13 protein-coding genes are annotated in these 17823 nt (G+C 73.8%); 6 read left to right on the top strand and 7 right to left on the bottom strand.

The genetic code is table 11. The features are described from left to right. Window positions 1–63: 63 nt before the first annotated feature. From ACIBPB_RS16960 to valS, 3 genes are all read left to right on the top strand, one after another. Window positions 64–1896, top strand: coding sequence for an ABC transporter ATP-binding protein (locus tag ACIBPB_RS16960; protein WP_396840603.1), 1833 nt, complete (start codon window positions 64–66; stop codon window positions 1894–1896). A 196-nt stretch (window positions 1897–2092) separates the two neighbouring features. Further along, window positions 2093–3655, top strand: a complete 1563-nt coding sequence (locus tag ACIBPB_RS16955; RefSeq protein WP_396840500.1) for a S1 family peptidase — start codon at window positions 2093–2095, stop codon at window positions 3653–3655. Window positions 3656–3742: 87 nt separating this feature from the next. Continuing rightward, entirely contained in the window at window positions 3743–6358 is a 2616-nt protein-coding gene (gene valS / locus ACIBPB_RS16950; protein ID WP_396840499.1) for a valine--tRNA ligase, read from the top strand. Window positions 6359–6454: 96 nt separating this feature from the next. Here valS and ACIBPB_RS16945 read toward each other — a convergent pair whose 3' ends face one another. The 4 genes from ACIBPB_RS16945 to ACIBPB_RS16930 are packed head-to-tail and all read right to left on the bottom strand — an operon-like array spanning window position 6455 to window position 9906. Then, complete coding sequence (locus ACIBPB_RS16945; protein ID WP_357314004.1) at window positions 6455–7165, bottom strand: ABC transporter permease; 711 nt, start codon at window positions 7163–7165, stop codon at window positions 6455–6457. Between the two features lie 2 nt (window positions 7166–7167). Continuing rightward, window positions 7168–8121: an ABC transporter ATP-binding protein gene (locus ACIBPB_RS16940; RefSeq protein ID WP_396840497.1), complete on the bottom strand. Its 954-nt coding sequence runs from the start codon at window positions 8119–8121 to the stop codon at window positions 7168–7170. Continuing rightward, a complete protein-coding gene (locus ACIBPB_RS16935; protein WP_396840496.1) occupies window positions 8118–8999 on the bottom strand; it encodes an ABC transporter permease in 882 nt (293 codons plus the stop codon). Before ACIBPB_RS16935 ends, ACIBPB_RS16940 begins: the two co-directional genes overlap by 4 nt. Beyond that, window positions 8992–9906: an ABC transporter ATP-binding protein gene (locus ACIBPB_RS16930; RefSeq protein WP_357314011.1), complete on the bottom strand. Its 915-nt coding sequence runs from the start codon at window positions 9904–9906 to the stop codon at window positions 8992–8994. The genes ACIBPB_RS16935 and ACIBPB_RS16930 overlap by 8 nt, the downstream gene beginning before the upstream one ends. Before the next feature lie 166 nt (window positions 9907–10072). Between ACIBPB_RS16930 and cysC the strand changes: the two genes are divergently transcribed. From cysC to galT, 3 genes are all read left to right on the top strand, one after another. Beyond that, entirely contained in the window at window positions 10073–11602 is a 1530-nt protein-coding gene (gene cysC / locus ACIBPB_RS16925; protein WP_396840495.1) for an adenylyl-sulfate kinase, read from the top strand. 334 nt (window positions 11603–11936) lie between these two features. Continuing rightward, window positions 11937–12725 (top strand): DeoR/GlpR family DNA-binding transcription regulator, encoded by a 789-nt coding sequence (locus tag ACIBPB_RS16920; RefSeq protein WP_396840602.1) that lies wholly within the window; start codon window positions 11937–11939, stop codon window positions 12723–12725. Further along, a complete protein-coding gene (galT, locus tag ACIBPB_RS16915; protein ID WP_396840493.1) occupies window positions 12722–13798 on the top strand; it encodes a galactose-1-phosphate uridylyltransferase in 1077 nt (358 codons plus the stop codon). Before ACIBPB_RS16920 ends, galT begins: the two co-directional genes overlap by 4 nt. A gap of 339 nt (window positions 13799–14137) precedes the next feature. Here the strand turns inward: galT and ACIBPB_RS16910 are convergent, their stop codons facing one another. The 3 genes from ACIBPB_RS16910 to ACIBPB_RS16900 form a co-directional block, all read right to left on the bottom strand. Continuing rightward, window positions 14138–15355 (bottom strand): NADP-dependent isocitrate dehydrogenase, encoded by a 1218-nt coding sequence (locus tag ACIBPB_RS16910; RefSeq protein ID WP_396840492.1) that lies wholly within the window; start codon window positions 15353–15355, stop codon window positions 14138–14140. Between the two features lie 174 nt (window positions 15356–15529). Further along, entirely contained in the window at window positions 15530–16480 is a 951-nt protein-coding gene (mdh, locus tag ACIBPB_RS16905; RefSeq protein WP_396840491.1) for a malate dehydrogenase, read from the bottom strand. A gap of 100 nt (window positions 16481–16580) precedes the next feature. Then, a complete protein-coding gene (locus tag ACIBPB_RS16900) occupies window positions 16581–17444 on the bottom strand; it encodes a bifunctional methylenetetrahydrofolate dehydrogenase/methenyltetrahydrofolate cyclohydrolase (RefSeq protein WP_396840490.1) in 864 nt (287 codons plus the stop codon). Between the last annotated feature and the right edge of the window lie 379 nt (window positions 17445–17823).

Raw genomic sequence — 17823 nt, 5'->3', positions numbered from 1 at the left:
GACTCCGACCCGGCACGCCGTCCCGGCAGGCCCGAGCCGTCGCGGCAGCCCGGCGAGCCGGAGCTGTCGCGGTGGCGGGGGCGGGCCACCGACCCGGACGCCGACCGCAGCCGGGCCGAGGACTCCGCGCCGGAGGCGGTCGCCCGGCTCCGGGCGCGCAGCCGCGTCCTGCTCGGCCGGGTGTTACGCCCGCACCGGCGCCGGCTCGCGCTCGCGGTGGCCCTGCTGCTGGCCCAGAACGCCGCCGCCATGGCCGGGCCCTACCTGGTCATGCTCGGCATCGACCGGGGCATCGGCCCGCTGCGGTCCGGTGACGCGGGTCCCCTGGTCGCCGTCGCGGCCGCGTTCGCCGTGGCCACCGGCACCGAGTACGCGGCCCGGCGCGCCTTCCTCCTGGTGGCCGCCCGGATCGGTCAGGCCGTGCTGCTCGACCTCCGCGGCCGGGTCTACGGCCACTTCCTCCGCCTCGACGTCGGCTTCCACGAGCGCTACACGTCCGGCCGGATGGTGTCCCGGCTGACCAGCGACCTGGAGTCGATCGCCGAACTGGTCGACGGCGGCATCGACAAGCTGGTGATGGCCGCGCTGTCGGTGCTCTCGGTGGCCGGCATCCTGCTCTGGCTCGACCTGCCGCTGGCCGCGGTCACCCTGCTCGCCTTCCCGTTCCTGTTCTGCCTGTCGCGGTGGTTCGCCCGCGCCTCCGCCGGGGCGTACCGGCGGACCCGGGAGGCGGTGGCCCTGGTCATCGTGCACTTCGTCGAGTCGTTGCGGGGCATCCGCGTGGTGCAGGCGTACCGGCGGGAGCCGCGCAACCAGCTCATCTTCGGGGCCGTCAACGACGGCTACCGGCAGGCCAGCCTCTCCGCCTTCCGGCTCATCGCGGTCTACTCGCCGGGCATCCGGCTGATCGGGAACCTGACCACCGCGCTGGTGCTCGCCTACGGCGGCGTCCGGGTCCTGGGCGGGCGGGCCGAGGTCGGCGTGCTCGCCGCGTTCCTGCTCTACCTGCGCCGCTTCTTCGAGCCGATGGAGGAGCTCAGCCAGTTCTACAACGCGTTGCAGTCGGCCACCGCGGCGCTGGAGAAGCTCGCCGGGGTGCTCGACGAACGGCCGGCCGTGGCCGAGCCGGCGCGGCCGGTGCCGCTGCCCGCCGTGGCGCGGCGGGGCGCGGTGGCGTTCCACGCGGTCCACTTCGGGTACCGGCCGGACGAGCCGATCCTGGCCGGGTTGGAGCTGACCGTGCCGGCCGGGCAGACCGTGGCGTTGATCGGGCCGACCGGGGCCGGTAAGTCGACCATCGCCAAGCTGCTCGCCCGGTTCCACGACCCGCCCGCCGGCACGGTCAGCCTGGACGGGGTCGACCTGCGGGACCTGGCCGACGCGGAGCTGCGCCGGGCCGTGGTGCTGGTGACCCAGGAGACCCACCTGTTCAGCGGCTCGGTGGCGGAGAACATCCGGTTCGGCCGCCCGGACGCCGACGACGCCGCGGTGGCGGCCGCCGCCCGGGCGATCGGCGCGCACGAGTTCATCGCCGCCCTACCCGACGGGTACGCCACCGACGTGCGCCGCCGCGGCAACCGGCTCTCCGCCGGGCAGCGGCAGCTCGTCGCGTTCGCCCGGGCGTTCCTGGCCGACCCGCGGGTGCTGATCCTGGACGAGGCCACCTCGTCGCTGGACGTGCCGACGGAACGCCTGGTGCAGCGGGCGCTGCACACGGTGCTGCGGGACCGCACCGCGCTGGTCATCGCGCACCGGCTCTCCACGGTGGAGATCGCCGACCGGGTGCTGGTCCTCGACGGCGGCCGGATCGTCGAGGACGGCCCGCCGGCCGAGCTGGCCGCGGCCGGCGGCCGGTACGCCGAGCTGCACCGGCGGTGGCGCGACTCGCTGATCTGAGCGGACCGCCGTCCCGCCGCCAGCACCGGCGGTTCCGGCGGCGCACCCGCCCCCGCGACGTCCGGTGGGACAGCGCCGGCAGGCCCGGCTACACTGGCCGCTCGTCGATCGGCCACCCTCCGCGCCGGGACTGCCGCACCGCGGTGCCGGCCGCGCTGCTGCCGATCGGGCACGCGGACACGGGGAGGATCGCGGCGTGCGCGCAGGACCAAGAACGATCATCATCGGGCTGGCGGTTGTCGCCACGGTGTCGGCCGGCGTCGCGACGCTGACCGCCGGGGCGGGCGCCCCGGATCCGGGCACCGCGCCGGCCGCCGCGGCCCGGCCGGCCGAGGACCAGACGAGCGGCGGCCCGGCCGGCGGCACGGCCGGATCGGCGGCCCCGTCGGCCTCCGGCGACCGCCGGCCCGTCCGGTCCGGCGCCGGCAGCGGATCGGCCGCCGGCCGGAGCAGCAGCGAGCTGGCCCAGGCCGCGCCCGCCTCGGTCGCCTACCTGACCGACCGCTACCGGATCCCGGCGGCCGAGGCGGCCCGCCGGCTGGCGTTGCAGGAGCGCTCCGGGGCGCTGGCCGGGACGCTGGCCGCCCGCTTCCCCGACGAGTACGGGGGCATGTGGCTGGACCAGGCCGGCGGCGGCCTGCTCACCATCGGGGCGACCCGGCCGGAGGCGATCCGCCCGGCCCTGGCGGCCGATTCCGACGCGGCCCACCTGCGGGTGGTGCCGGTGCGTGCCTCGTTGGCGCGGCTCACCGACGCCGCGGCCCGGCTCGCCGGCACCCTCGGCGTGACCGCGGGCGCCGACGTGGTGGTCGACCAGCGGGCCAACGAACTCGTCGTGCTCACCGACGGCACGGACGACGCGCGGCTGGCCGAGGCGCTCGCCGGAGCCGGCGTACCGGCCCGCAGCCAGGCCCGGATCGCGGCGGGCACCGTCGAGAAGGCCTGCGACCCGCGCTACTGCGACCAGGCCCCGATGCGCGGCGGGATCCGGCTGGACGTGCCCCGGGACAACGGCACGGTCGGCGGTTGCACCACCGGCTTCAACGTGCGCGACAAGAACAACGTCGACTACGTGCTGACCGCCGGGCACTGCGTGCTGAGCAGCACGCACACCCACCGGGACCGCACCTGGCACCAGTACCTCGGGCCGAAGAAGCCGGTCGGCTACGAGTCGACCAACCCGGGGCTCGGCGAGAACGCCTACCCGAACGACTACGCGATCATCCCGTACCAGAGCGGCGCGCTGCGCGGGTGGGCGTACCCGGTGCGCAAGACCGGCGGCACGCCCAGCCTGGTCAACTACTGGTGCGTCAAGGACAACCCGCGCTGCACCGGCAGCCGCGACGTCGCGATCACCGGGTACGTGCCGGTGACCCAGGTCAAGGCCGGCTGGGTGGTCTGCGCGACCGGCTCCGCGTACACGCCGAAGTCGGGCGAGGTGTACGTGGACTCCGGTGCCGGGGCCGGCTACCTGCCCGGCACCCGGTGCGGCGAGGTCCTCGGCACCAGCACCGGCGGCATCGACGTACGGATCTGCGCCCGGCCCGGGGACAGCGGCGGTCCGCTCTTCACCGAGACGGACGGCAAGGCGCTGGGCATCCTCTCCTTCGGCGACGACGGCTCCGGTGCGTGCACCAACCCCAACGAGCAGAACCACTACGCGCCGGTCTCCACCATCCTGGACCGGGCCAACGCGCGCACCGGGCTCGGGCTGCGCCTGGCCACCCAGGGCCCGTTCTACGTGCGGCCCACGCCCTGACCGGGCCGCCGGTGAGCCGCGACCGGCTCACCGGCGGCGCGCCGGAATGACGTCGCCCGGGCCCGGTGCGGGGCCTAGCATCGACGGATGACCGATACGGCGAGGACGGCCCGCGCCGGCATCCCCGAGCGTCCGACCCTGGACGGCATCGAGGAGACCTGGGCGCGCCGCTGGCAGGAGGACGGGACCTACACGTTCGACCGCTCGACGCCGGCTGTCCGGGATCGGGGCGCGGCGTCGGCCGCGCCGGACCCGGACGGTCGTGGGCAGGACGTGTACTCCATCGACACCCCGCCGCCGACCGTATCGGGCGAGCTGCACATGGGGCACGTCTTCTCCTACACGCACACCGACACGGTGGCCCGGTTCCAGCGGATGCGCGGCCGGAACGTGTTCTACCCGATGGGCTGGGACGACAACGGCCTGCCCACCGAGCGCCGGGTGCAGAACGTGTACGGGGTGCGGCCCGACCCGGCGCTGCCGTACGACCCGGACTGGCGGCCGCCGGCCACGCCGATCAGCGAGGCGGCCCGGAAGGACCCGGTCACCATCTCCCGGCGCAACTTCATCGAGCTGTGCGAGCTGCTCACCGCGGAGGACGAGAAGGTCTTCGAGGCGCTGTGGCGGCGGCTCGGGCTGTCGGTGGACTGGTCGCTGACGTACACCACGATCGGCCGGCTGGCCCGGGCGACGAGTCAGCGGGCGTTCCTGCGCAACCTGGCCCGGGGCGAGGCGTACCAGGCGGAGGCGCCGACGCTGTGGGACGTCGGGTTCGGCACCGCGGTGGCCCAGGCGGAGCTGGAGGACCGGGAGCGGCCGGGCGCGTACCACCGGCTGCGTTTCCGCCGCCCGGACGGCGGCGAGGTGCTGATCGACACCACCCGGCCGGAGCTGCTGCCGGCCTGCGTGGCGCTGGTCTGCCATCCCGACGACGACCGGTACGCCGACCTGGTCGGCGGGACCGTGCGCAGCCCGCTGTTCGGGGTCGAGGTGCCGGTGCACGCGCACTCGCTGGCCGACCCGACCAAGGGCACCGGCATCGCGATGGTCTGCACCTTCGGCGACCTGGCCGACGTGACCTGGTGGCGGGACCTGGAGCTGGACACCCGGGTGGTGATCGGCCGGGACGGTCGGCTGCTCCGCGAGCCGCCGGCCGGTGTGCCGGCCCAGCCGTACGCGGCGCTGGCCGGGCAGACCGTGAACGGGGCCCGACGGACCATCGTGGAGCTGCTGGCCGACGCCGGTGACCTGGTGGGCGAGCCGCGCCCGGTGACCCACCCGGTGAAGTTCTACGAGCGCGGCGACCGGCCGCTGGAGATCGTCTCCACCCGGCAGTGGTACCTGCGCAACGGCGGGCGGGAGCCGGGCCTGCGCGAGGAACTGCTGGCCCGGGGCCGGGAGCTGCGCTGGGTGCCGGAGCACATGCGGCACCGCTACGAGCACTGGGTGGGCGGCCTGACCGGGGACTGGCTGGTGAGCCGGCAGCGCTTCTTCGGCGTGCCGGTGCCGGTGTGGTACCGGCTCGACGACGCTGGCGAGCCGGACTACCGCAACCCTCTCACACCGGACGAGGCGGCACTGCCGGTCGACCCGTCCAGCGACCCGCCGCCCGGCTTCGACGAGGCGCAACGCGGGGTGCCCGGCGGCTTCGTCGGTGACCCGGACGTGCTGGACACCTGGGCCACCTCGTCGCTGACCCCGCAGATCGTGGGCGGCTGGGAGACCGACCCGGAACTGTTCCGCCGGGTGTTCCCGATGGACCTGCGCCCGCAGGGGCAGGAGATCATCCGGACCTGGCTGTTCGCCACGGTGGTCCGCGCGCACCTGGAGCACGGCGAGCTGCCCTGGCGGGACGCGGTGCTCTCCGGCTGGATCCTCGACCCGGACCGGAAGAAGATGTCGAAGTCCAAGGGGAACGTGGTCACCCCGATGGGCCTGCTGGAGCAGCACGGTTCCGACGCGGTGCGCTACTGGGCGGCCAACGGCAAGCCCGGGATGGATCTCGCCTTCGACCCGGCCCAGATCAAGGTGGGCCGCCGGCTCGCCACCAAGCTGCTCAACGCGTCGAAGTTCGCGCTGGGGCTGGGCGCCGCCGACGCGTTGCGTGCCCCGGCGACCGCGCCGCTGGACACCGCCATGCTCGCCGAACTGTCCGCCGTGGTCGCCACCGCGACCACGGCCTTCGAGGGGTACGACCACACCGCGGCCCTGATCGCCACCGAGGCCTTCTTCTGGCGGTTCTGCGACGACTACATCGAGCTGGTGAAGGAGCGCGCCTACGGCACCGGGCCGGGCGCCGACTCGGCCCGGGCGGCGCTGGCCACCGCCCTCTCGGTGCAGTTGCGGCTCTTCGCGCCGGTGCTGCCCTTCGTCACCGAGGAGGTCTGGTCCTGGTGGCGGTACGGGTCGGTGCACCGGTCGACCTGGCCCACCACGTACGAGGTGGGCCGGGCCGTCCAGGGGCCGGCCGACCCGGAGCTGCTGCGGCTGGCCGCCGACGCGCTGGGGCAGGTGCGCCGGGCCAAGTCGGAGCGGAAGCTGTCGATGAAGGCGGACGTGCCGCTGGCCGAGGCGCTCGGCCCGGCCGCCCTGCTGGAACGGCTCACCCTGGTCGCCGACGACGTCCGGGCGGCCGGCCGGATCGCCAAGCTCGACCTGCTGCCGGACCGCACCACCGAGCTGGTGGTCGCCTGCGCGTTCTGAACGCGTGGATCCCCGGCGAGAGTGGCCGCCGCGTCGCGGACCGCCGCTCTCGCCGGGGACCGGTGACCGCCCGGGAAGGGTGGGCGGTCGCGCGGATCAGCTCGTCTCGCCGGCCACGCTGAACGAGCGCAGCCGGTCGACGGCCAGCACCGTGCAGCCGGCCGCGAGCAGGGCGGTCAGCACGCCGGCGACCGGCACCGACACCGTGGTGCCGAGCAGGTCCGTGGGGGCCATCCGGTCGGCCAGCGCGATCACCCACTGCTGGACGGAGAGCACCTTGGTGCCGTCCACGAAGCGGCCGAGCAGCCCCTCCCAGATCAGCACATAGACCAGGCCGAGCAGCACCGGCCGGCGGGTGAGCAGGCTGAGCGCCAGGAACAGCGCCGAGTAGGCCAGCGCGCCGAGCGCCGACGCGGCGGCGAGCGCCAGTCCGAGGCGTACCGAATGGGCGAGCACGCCCGCGACGTAGAGCGGGATGGCGACGGTGGCCGCGCTGACCGCGGTGGCCACCGCCAGCTTGGGCAGCACGATCTGCCAGCGCGGCAGCGGCTTGGTGAGGATGTGCACCACCGTGCCGTCGTCGATCTCGGCGCCGAGCACGCCGGTGCCGATGATCAGCGAGACCACCGGCAGCACCACGGCGAGCCCGAGCCCGACCAGCACCGCCGGCCCCCACTGGCCGGGGTCGACGCCGAGCGAGCGGGAGAGGATCGCCAGCGCCAGCAGCAGCGCGGGCAGCGGGAGCAGCAGCAGGAACCGGCGCCGGCCGAAGAGGCCGCGCGCGGTGATCCAGGTAACGGTCGACATGGTCAGCTCCCCACCAGGTAGGAGAAGACGCTCTCCAACGATTCGTCCTCGGGCGTCAGCGACCGGACCCGGAGCCCCCGGGCCAGCGCGATCTTCGGCAGCGCCCGGGTGAAGGCGCCGTAGTCGCCGGCCCGGACGGTGAGCCCGGCGGGGCCCAGCTCCACCCCGGTCACCGACTCCTCGGCGATCAGCGCGACCGCGAGCGCGCGGTCGTCGGTGGAGCGGACCGCGAACACGTGCGGCCGGTTGGTCATCAGCCGGCGGATGGTCCGGTAGTCGCCGGAGGCGGCGAGCCGGCCGGCGACCATCACCTGCACGGTGCCGGAGACCTGCTCGACCTCCTCCAGGATGTGCGAGCTGAACAGGATGGTCCGGCCGGCGTCGCCGAGGCGGTGCAGCAGGGCCATCATGTGCAGCCGCTGGCGCGGGTCCATCCCGTTGAACGGCTCGTCCAGCAGCAGCACCCGCGGTTCGTGCACCAGCGCGGCGGCGACCCGGGTGCGCTGCCGCATGCCCTTGGAGTAGGTGCCGATCTTCCGGTCCTGCGCGCTCTCCATCTCGACCAGCGCGATCGCCCGGCGGGCCGCCTCCTCCGGGTCGGGCAGCCGGTGCAGCTTCGCGCTGGCCAGCACGAACTCGTACGCGCTGAGGAAGGTGTGCACGGCCTCCCGCTCGCTGACCAGGCCGAGCCCCCGGTAGACGTCGGGGTTGCGCCAGGTCGGCGCCCCGTCGAGGGTGACCTCGCCCCGGGAGGGCGCGAGGAAGCCGGCCATCATGTGCAGCAGCGTGGTCTTGCCGGCGCCGTTCGGCCCGAGCAGGCCGGTCACCCCGGGGCCGAGCCGCATGGTGACGTCGTTGACCGCCACCACGTTGCCGTACCAGCGGGACACGCCGGCGAGGTCGAGGGTCGAGGCGGGGGTCGCCGGGGCCGCCGGCTCCGTGCTGATCGTGGTCATCGGGCGGCCACCTTCCGGTATCGCAGCAGCAACAGGGCGACGCAGCCGGTCACCAGCAGCACGGCGGCGGCCACGTAGACCGGGCCGAAGCCGCCGATCTCGCTTTCGCTCTGCCCGGCGGGGACGAGCAGGTCGCCGAGGGTGTACTGGCCGACGGCATGGACCAGGGCGGTGGGCGAGCCGAGCAGCGCCAGCTCGTTGACCGTCCGGGACGGCATGATCGACAGGATGCCGACGATCGGTGCGGTCATCAGGAACACGGCCACGATGCCGCCGGCCGCGAACGCCCGCTTGCCGGTGAGCGAGGCGATGAGCAGCCCGATCGAGGCGAAGACCACCGCCCAGAGCGCCGCATAGAGCAGGCCGGGCAGCAGGTCGCCCAGCTCGTTCCAGACCCCGCGCATGCCGGTGTCGGTGGTGAACGCGGCGCCCAGGAACATCAGCAGTTGCGGCGCGCCGAGCAGCAGCCAGAGCGCGGTGGCCAGCGCGCCGAGCTTGGCCAGCGCGTAGTCGCCGCGCGGCAGCGGCCGGGAGAAGTAGAGCGGCAGCACGCCGCTGAGCAGGTCGCGGGAGACCAGCTCCGGTGCGACCACCGCGACGAAGAAGATGACCAGCCAGCTCATCGTGTCGGCGAACTGGGCGTACGTCATGACGACCTCGCCGAGCTGGGTACGCACCGCGGTGAGCCCGGCGGCCACGATGAACACGATGCCCATCACCAGCCACGGGAAGATCTTCGCCTTCGCGGAGCGGCCCAGCCCGAACGCGGTCCGCAGGCCGTGCAGGTAGAGCGCGCCGAAGACGTGCCGGCGGCCCAGCCGGGGACCGGTGTAGCGCTGGTATCCGATGTCGTGGATGACGCCGGTCGGTTCAGGCATGGCTGGGCTCCCTCGTGGCGAAGAGTTCGGCCACCCGGTGCCGGCGCTGGTCCAGCCGGTGCAGCGGGAGGTCCAGCTCGGCGACCGCGCCGAGGATCTGGTCGTAGGTGGCGTCGTCGGCCAGCGGCACGAGCAGCAGCCGGCCCTCCCGGCTCACCGGCAGGCCGAGCCCGGCGAGCCGGGTGGCGAGGTCGTCGGTGCCCTCGCTGACCTCCACGGCCAGCACGTCGGTGGCGGAGGTCATCGCGGCGACCCGGTCGGCGCGGAGCAGCCGCCCGCCGTCGATGGCGACCAGCGTGTCGCAGATCCGCTCGACCTCGCCGAGCAGGTGCGAGCAGACCACCACGGAGATGCCGAACTCGGTGCCGATCCGGTGGATGAGGGCGAGCATGGCGTCCCGGCCGGCCGGGTCGAGGCCGTTGGTCGGCTCGTCGAGCAGCAGCAGGTCGGGGTCGTGCACCAGGGCCTGGGCGAGCTTGACCCGCTGCTTCATGCCGGTGGAGTAGCCACCGACGGCCCGGTGCCGCTCCTCGTGCAGCCCGACGTGGCGCAGCGCCTCGGAGGCCCGTTCCCGGGCGACGGTGCGCGGCAGGCCGCTCATCCGGCCCAGATGGGTCACCAGCTCGGCGGCGGTGAGGTCGGGCGGCAGGGCGTCGTGCTCGGGCATGTAGCCGACCCGGGCGCGGACCGCCGCCGGGTCGGTGGTGGGGTCGAGGCCGAGCACGCTGACCCGGCCGGTGGTCGGGGCGAGCAGGCCCAGCAGGATCTTGATCAGGGTGGACTTGCCGGCGCCGTTGGCGCCCACCAGCCCGATGATCCCCGGCTCGACCGACACCGTGAGGTCGGCCAACGCGGTGACCCGGCCTCCGTACGTCTTGGTCAGCGACTCGGTCGCGAGCAGTGTCACGCCGACAGCCTAGAAAGTCGGGGCGGTCCCGGGTATCGGGAAACGCTCGGGGTTGCCCCTGATTCCGCCCCGACGCCGGATGCGGTGGACCGGGTCGGGAGTGGCGCTCTCGACCGATCGCCGGTGGGCTGAGAAACTGTGTGCCGGCCGGTGACTTGGGGGTTCGATGAACAACGGGTGGGTGCTGCCCGAGGACGTGTTGCGGGATGCGCCGACGTACGCGCTCCGCAACGCTGAGCTGGCCGATCTGGAGTTGCTGCTGACCGGGGCGTACGCCCCGCTGACCGGCTTCATGACCCGCGCCGACCTGGTCGCGGTGGGCCGGCGCGGCCGGCTGGCCGACGGCACCCCGTGGTCGGTGCCGGTGACCCTGCAGGTGCCGGCCGGACTGGCCGACGGGCTCGCGCTGGACTATCCGCCGCGCCGCGCGCTGGTGCTGACCGACGGCGAGGGCGCACCGGTCGCCGCCATGGACGTGACCGACGTCTGGCCGACCCGCGAGGGCGTGGTGGGCGTGGGGGGCGCGGTCCGCCGGCTGGGCGACGGCGGTCACGGGCCGTTCCAGCGGCTGCGGCGCAGCCCCGAGGAGATCCGTGCGCTGCTGCCCCCGGGGCGGGTGCTCGGCGTCTTCGCCGACCGTCCGCTGCACCGCCCGCAGCTCGCCCAGATCGCCCACGCCGCCCGCACCCTGGGCGCGCACCTGCTGGTGCTGATCCCGGTGGGCGAGGAGGCGACCGGCGGGCTGCCGGCCGAGGCGCTGGTCCGCGGCGTCTTCGCGGCCCGGGACCGGATGCCCCCGGCCACCCTGGTGGCGGTGCCGCTGGCCCGGCGGCGCGACGAGATCAGCGACGCCCTGCTGCGGGCCCGGGTCGCCGCCGCGTACGGGGTGACCCACCTGCTCTCCACCGAGGGCATGCTCTCCGGCGCGGGCCTGCGGGTGCTGGTGCCCCGGGAGCTGGCCTACGACAACCGGGACGGGCAGTGGCGCTGGCGGGAGGACATCCCGCCGCGCAACCGGCGGCTGGCGCTGAGCCAGGCGGAGATCGACGACCTGCTGGACCGGGGCTTCCCGCTGCCGGAATGGCACACCCCGCCGGCGGTGGCCAAGGAGCTGGCCCGGGCCCGCCCGCCCCGCCGGCACCGGGGCCTGGTGATCTTCCTGACCGGACTCTCCGGCTCGGGCAAGTCGACCATCGCCCGCGGGCTGGCCGACCTGCTCCGGGAGAACGGCGACCGGACCGTCACCCTGCTGGACGGGGACGTGGTGCGCCGGGAGCTCTCCGCCGGGCTGGGCTTCAGCAAGGCCGACCGGGACGCCAACGTGCGCCGGATCGGCTGGGTGGCCGCCGAGATCGCCCGGCACCGGGGCGTCGGCATCTGCTGTCCGATCGCCCCGTACGCGGCCGCCCGGGCCACCGCCCGGGAGATGGCGCACGCGGCCGGGGCGGGTTTCCTGCTGGTCCACGTGGCCACCCCGCTCGAGGTGTGCGAGCAGCGGGACCGCAAGGGCCTGTACGCCCGCGCCCGCGCCGGCCTGCTCACCGGGATGACCGGCATCGACGACCCCTACGAGGAGCCGACCGACGCGGACCTGCTGGTGGACACCTCCGACCTGGCCGTCGACGAGGCGGTGCAGCAGGTGATGGACCACCTCGTCGAGGCGGGCTGGGTGGAGCCCCGCCTCCGCTCGGCCTGACCGTCCCGCACCCGGCCGCCGCCTCGGCCGCGCGCCGGCCGTCCGGCGCCGGCCCGCCGACAGCCGCCTGGCCCGCGCTGGCCCGCCGACCGCCGCCTGGCCCGCGCTGGCCCGCCGACCGCCGCCTGGCCTGCGGTGGGTGCTGCCCGGCCTGCGCCTCGGGTGCCGTCCGATCCGCGCGCGGGCCGGCTGGTCCGGTCGCGGCCGTCCCGCCCTGGCCCGGGCGCGGCAGGTCCGCACCCCTTGCTTCCGTCGTGCGCTGGTGCGCGCTAGTGTTCGTCTTTGTTGGAACGCGTTCGACCGCGTGGAGACGTGGTGGCGGGAGGTGGGGCGGGTGCTGGCGCGGCAACGGCAGGCGGCCATCCTGGAACGGGTCCGCGCCTCCGGCGGGGTACGGGTCACCGACCTGGCCGGCGAGTTCGGCGTCTCCGACATGACCATCCGGCGCGACCTGGAGACGCTGCACGAGCAGGGCCTGCTGGCCAAGGTGCACGGTGGCGCCACGCTCGCCGGTCCCGGCTCCACCGACGAGCCCGGCTTCCACGCCAAGTCGGTCCGCCAGGCCGGCGAGAAGGCCGCCATCGCGGCCCGGGCCGCGCAGCTCGTCCCGCCCGGCGCGGCGGTCGCGCTCTCCGCCGGCACCACCACGGCCGGGCTGGCCCGCCGCCTGGTCGACGTGCCCGGCCTCACGGTGGTGACGAACTCGCTGCCGGTGGCCGAGATCCTGCACGTCGGCGGCCGGCCCGACCAGACCGTGGTGCTCACCGGCGGCGTACGCACCCCCTCGGACGCGCTGGTCGGCCCGCTGGCCGTGGCGGCGCTCGGGGCGCTCCACCTGGACCTGCTCTTCCTCGGCGTGCACGGGATCAGCGAACGGGCCGGGTTCACCACCCCGAACCTGATGGAGGCGGACACCGACCGGGCGCTCGTGGCGGCCGCGGACCGGCTGGTGGTGCTCGCCGACCACACCAAGTGGGGCACGGTCGGCATCTCCTCGATCGTCGGCCTCGACGCGGCGGACGTGCTGGTCAGCGACGACCGGTTGGCGCCCGACGCGCGACGGGTACTCGGGGACAGGGTGGGTGAGCTGGTCATCGTGCCGGCCACGGAGGGGGCGCAGTGAAGCGTACGCAGATCGAGCTGGCCGACGGCCGTGAGTTGATCTACTTCGACGAGCGGGACGACGCGGTCCGCGACCAGCCGGACCGGCGCGATCTGCCCCCGCCGCCGCCGGCCTCCCAACTCCGGTACGACCCGCTCACCGACGAGTGGGTGGCGGTGGCGGTGCACCGGCAGACCCGCACCTTCCTGCCCCCGGCCGACGAGTGCCCGCTCTGCCCGTCCCGGGGCGACCGGCTCAGCGAGATCCCGGCCCCGGACTACGACGTGGTGGTCTTCGAGAACCGCTTCCCGTCGCTGAGCCAGCGGCTCGCCGACGAACCGGCCACCGAGATCACCCCGTTCACCCCGGTCCGCCCCGGACGCGGCCGGTGCGAGGTGGTCTGCTTCACCGACGACCACAACGCCTCGTTCGCCAGCCTCTCCCCCCGCCGGGTGCGCACCGTGCTGGACGCGCTCGCCGACCGGACCACCGCGCTGAGCGCCCTGCCCGGCGTCGAGCAGGTCTTCCCGTTCGAGAACCGCGGGGTGGAGATCGGCGTGACCCTGCACCATCCGCACGGGCAGATCTACGCGCTTCCCTTCGTGACGCCGCGGACCCGCACCATGCTCGCCGCCGCCCGCCGGCACGCCGAGCACACCGGCGGCAACCTCTACGCCGACGTGCTCGCCGCGGAGCGCGCCGCCGGGGACCGGGTGGTGGCGGCCAACGACCACTGGACCGCGTACGTGCCGGCGGCCGCCCGCTGGCCGTTCGAGGTGCACCTGGCCCCGCACCGGCCGGTGCCGGACATCCCGGCGCTGGACGACGCCGAACGGGACGCCTTCGGCCCGCTCTACCTGGACGTGCTGCGCCGCTTCGACGGGCTGTTCGACCTGCCGATGCCGTACATCGCGGCCTGGCACCAGGCACCGGTGCGGATCGACCGCGAGCTGGGCCACCTGCACCTGCAGCTGTTCAGCGTCCGGCGGGCCAAGGACAAGCTGAAGTACCTGGCCGGCACGGAGTCGGCGATGGGCGTCTTCATCAACGACATCGCGCCCGAGCGGGCCGCGGAACTGCTCCGCGCCGCGTGACGGGAGGGGCCGCCTGACGCCTGCGGTGGTGCCGTGGCCCCTGCTCAACACCCGGGCCGGCCCGAGCCGGCGGAGCCGGCTGAGCCCGGTTTGCGCCGGACAACAGGGCGCGGGGGGCCCGGGACAGGGCCCCCCGCAAGGGAAGGGACGGCTGGCTGTGCGTGACAGCCGGGGGACGGCTGGCTGATCGCCGCGAGACGACCGCGTCAGCCCTCCTGGACGGGGACTGGCATCCGTCCACCCTGTTCAACGAGGCGCGCCAGGTCGAGGTGACGCGGCCTCGGGTACGCGGAAGCCCGCCGACCGGGCGGTCGACGGGCTTCCGGGCGAACGGAACGGTCAGGCGGCGAGCCGGCGGGCCAGGTTCTCGTCCAGCGCGTTCATGAACTCGTCGGTGGTCAGCCACGGGGCGTCCCGCGAGATGAGCAGCGCCAGGTCCTTGGTCATCTGGCCGCCCTCGACGGTGTCGACGATGACCTGCTCCAGGGTGTTGGCGAACTCGGTGACCGCCGGGGTGCCGTCCAGCTTGCCCCGGTGGGCCAGGCCCCGGGTCCAGGCGTAGATCGAGGCGATCGGGTTGGTCGAGGTCTTCTCGCCCTTCTGGTACTGCCGGTAGTGCCGGGTGACGGTGCCGTGCGCGGCCTCGGCCTCGACCGTGCGGCCGTCCGGGGTCATCAGCACCGACGTCATCAGGCCCAGCGAGCCGAAGCCCTGCGCGACGGTGTCGGACTGCACGTCACCGTCGTAGTTCTTGCAGGCCCAGACGAACCCGCCCTCCCACTTGAGCGCGGCGGCGACCATGTCGTCGATCAGCCGGTGCTCGTAGGTGATGCCGGCGGCCTCGAACTCCGACTTGAACTCGTTCTCGAACACCTCGGCGAAGATGTCCTTGAACCGGCCGTCGTACGCCTTGAGGATGGTGTTCTTGGTGGACAGGTAGACCGGGTAGCCGCGGTCCAGGCCGTAGCGCATCGAGGCGCGGGCGAAGTCCCGGATCGACTCGTCGAAGTTGTACATGCCCATGGCGACGCCGCCGCCGGGGAAGTTGGCGACCTCCATCTCCATCGGCGCGCCGCCGTCGGCCGGGGTGTAGGTGATGGTCACCGTGCCCGGGCCGGGGACGACGAAGTCGGTGGCCTTGTACTGGTCGCCGTGCGCGTGCCGGCCGATGATGATCGGCTTGGTCCAGCCAGGGACGAGCCGCGGCACGTTCGACATGATGATCGGCTCGCGGAAGACCACGCCGCCGAGGATGTTGCGGATGGTGCCGTTCGGCGACCGCCACATCTTCTTCAGGCCGAACTCCTCCACCCGGGCCTCGTCCGGGGTGATGGTGGCGCACTTGACGCCGACGCCGTGCTCCTTGATGGCGTTGGCGGCGTCGACGGTGACCTGGTCGTCGGTGGCATCGCGGTGCTCGATCGACAGGTCGTAGTAGTGCAGGTCGACGTCGAGGTAGGGCAGGATCAGCTGCTCCCGGATCTGCTTCCAGATGATCCGGGTCATCTCGTCGCCGTCGATTTCCACGACCGGGTTGTTTACCTTGATCTTCGCCATCGGCCGGCGCTCCTCTCGGGGGACACGTGCTCAAGCAGTACGAGCGTACTGGAAACCGCCCGGGACTGCCCCACCGCCCACCCCCGCCTTGTCGATCATGAACTTGTCGCCTCGACGGACCGCTACCACTTCATGATCAACGCGGTCGGGTGGGTGGGGGTGGGTGGGCTTGGGTCACATGTTGGCGACGTCGGCCTGCTTGGCGCGGACCGCCTCGGCGGCCTCCTTGAGGGCGGCCAGCTCGTCGGCGTCCAGGTCGGTCTCGACGACCCGCTTGACGCCCTCGGCGCCGATCTCGGCCTCGACGCCCAGGTAGACGCCGGCGATGCCGTACTGCCCGTCGACCCAGGCGCAGACCGGCATGACGTCGCCGGAGTCCTCGGCCACGGCCTTCGCCATCCGGGCCGCCGCGGCGGACGGGGCGTAGTACGCCGAACCGGTCTTGAGCAGCGCGACCACCTCGGCGCCACCGTTGCGGGTCTTGACGACCAGGTCCTCGATCTGCTCGGCCGGCATCACGTCGCGCAGCGGCTTGCCGTTCACCGTGCTCTTGGACGGGACCGGGACCATGGTGTCGCCGTGCGAGCCGAGGGTCAGCGTCTTCACCGACTTGACCGGTACGTTCAGCGCCTCGGCGACGAAGTTGGTGAAGCGGGCGGTGTCCAGCATGCCGGCCTGGCCGAGCACCCGGTTCTTGGGGAACTGGGTGGCGAGCTGGGCCAGCGCGGTCATCTCGTCGAGCGGGTTGGAGACGACGATGACGACGGCGTTCGGGGCGTACTTGGCCACGTTCTCGGCGACCTGGCGGACGATCTTGGCGTTGGTCTCCAGCAGATCCATCCGGCTCATGCCCGGCTTGCGCGGCAGGCCCGCGGTGATGACCACGACGTCCGAGCCCTCGATGGCCTCGTAGCCCTCGCCGTTCGGGCCGGTGGTGACGCCGACGACCTTGGTCTCGAAGCCCTCGACCGCCCGCGACTGGTTGAGGTCCAGCGCGAGGCCCGCCGGCTTGCCCTCCACGATGTCGGTGATCACGACGGTGTCGAAGACGTCGTACTCGGCCAGGCGCTGTGCGGTGGTGGAGCCGTAGAAGCCGGCCCCGACGACAGTGACCTTCTTACCCATGGTCGTCCCACTCCCTGATACCAGTCGGTTTTCCGGACCGTATCAGCCATCCTGGCACTGATCGGGCCAGGGGCGGACAGTTATGACATGCCTGGGCGGGTCAGTCCTGCCGCTCCGCGCGCTCGACCACGTTGGTCAGCAGCATGGCCCGGGTCATCGGGCCGACCCCGCCCGGCATCGGCACCAGCTTGCCCGCCACCTCGACCACCTCCGGGTCCACGTCGCCGGTGTAGCGGCCCTTGCCGTCCGCGCCGACCACCCGGGTGATGCCCACGTCCACCACGGTCGCGCCGGGGCTGACCATGTCGGCGGTGAGCAGACCCGGCACCCCGGCCGCCACGATCACGATCTCCGCCTCGCGGGTGCGCGCGGCCAGGTCCAGCGTGCCGGTGTGGCAGAGGGTCACCGTCGCGTTCTCGCTGCGCCGGGTCAGCAGCAGGCCGAGCGGTCGGCCGACCGTGTTGCCCCGGCCGACCAGGGCCACCCGGGCGCCGCGCAGCGGCACGTCGTGTCGGCGCAGCAGCTCGATGATGCCGCGCGGGGTGCAGGGCAGCGGGGCGTCGTAGCCGAGGACGAGGCGGCCCAGGTTGACCGGGTGCAGCCCGTCGGCGTCCTTTTCCGGGTCGATCAGCTCAAGCGCCCGCTGGGTGTCCAGGTGCGCCGGGAGCGGCAGCTGGACGATGTAGCCGTGGCAGGCCGGGTCGGCGTTCAGCTCGGCCAGCACCGCGTCGAGCTGCTCCTGGGTGGCGTCGGCGGGCAGCTCGCGCCGGATCGAGGCGATGCCCACCTCGGCGCAGTCCCGGTGCTTGCCGTTGACGTACGCCTGGGAGCCGGGATCCGCCCCGACCAGGACCGTGCCCAGTCCGGGGGTGATGCCCCGCTCCGCCAGCGCCTTGACCCGCGCCCGCAGCTCGTCCTTGATCTCCGCCGCGGTCGCCTTGCCGTCGAGGATGGTCGCCGTCACGCATGGATCGTCTCACGGCGCGCGCCGGGCGGGTCGCCGACGGCGAACGGTGACGATCCGTCAGGTGGCGATTGTCACTGAGAGTAACCAAATGTGCCGCAGGCCACGCCCGGAGCCGGACGCCAGACACCGGACCGGACGACCGGGACGGCCTCGCCGGATCAACCCGGCCGCATCGTGAGCACGCCGTATCGCGCAGCCGCGCGGGGCAGAAGCCCTGGCCAGAGGCATTTACGGGTTTTGCCGTACCACGCCGACCCGGCGGCGACAAGCCCGGTCGGCACCTTCCGTTACCGGTTCGCAACCCTTCCGTTGTCGATCGCCAGCGCGCGACCTACCGTTACCGATCGTTGCGCAGCGTTACCCAGCGTCGGGCCTG

The sequence above is a fragment of the Micromonospora sp. NPDC049836 genome (assembly GCF_044465125.1).
GTDB lineage: Bacteria > Actinomycetota > Actinomycetes > Mycobacteriales > Micromonosporaceae > Micromonospora.
This window is presented reverse-complemented; position numbering and strand designations above follow the sequence as displayed.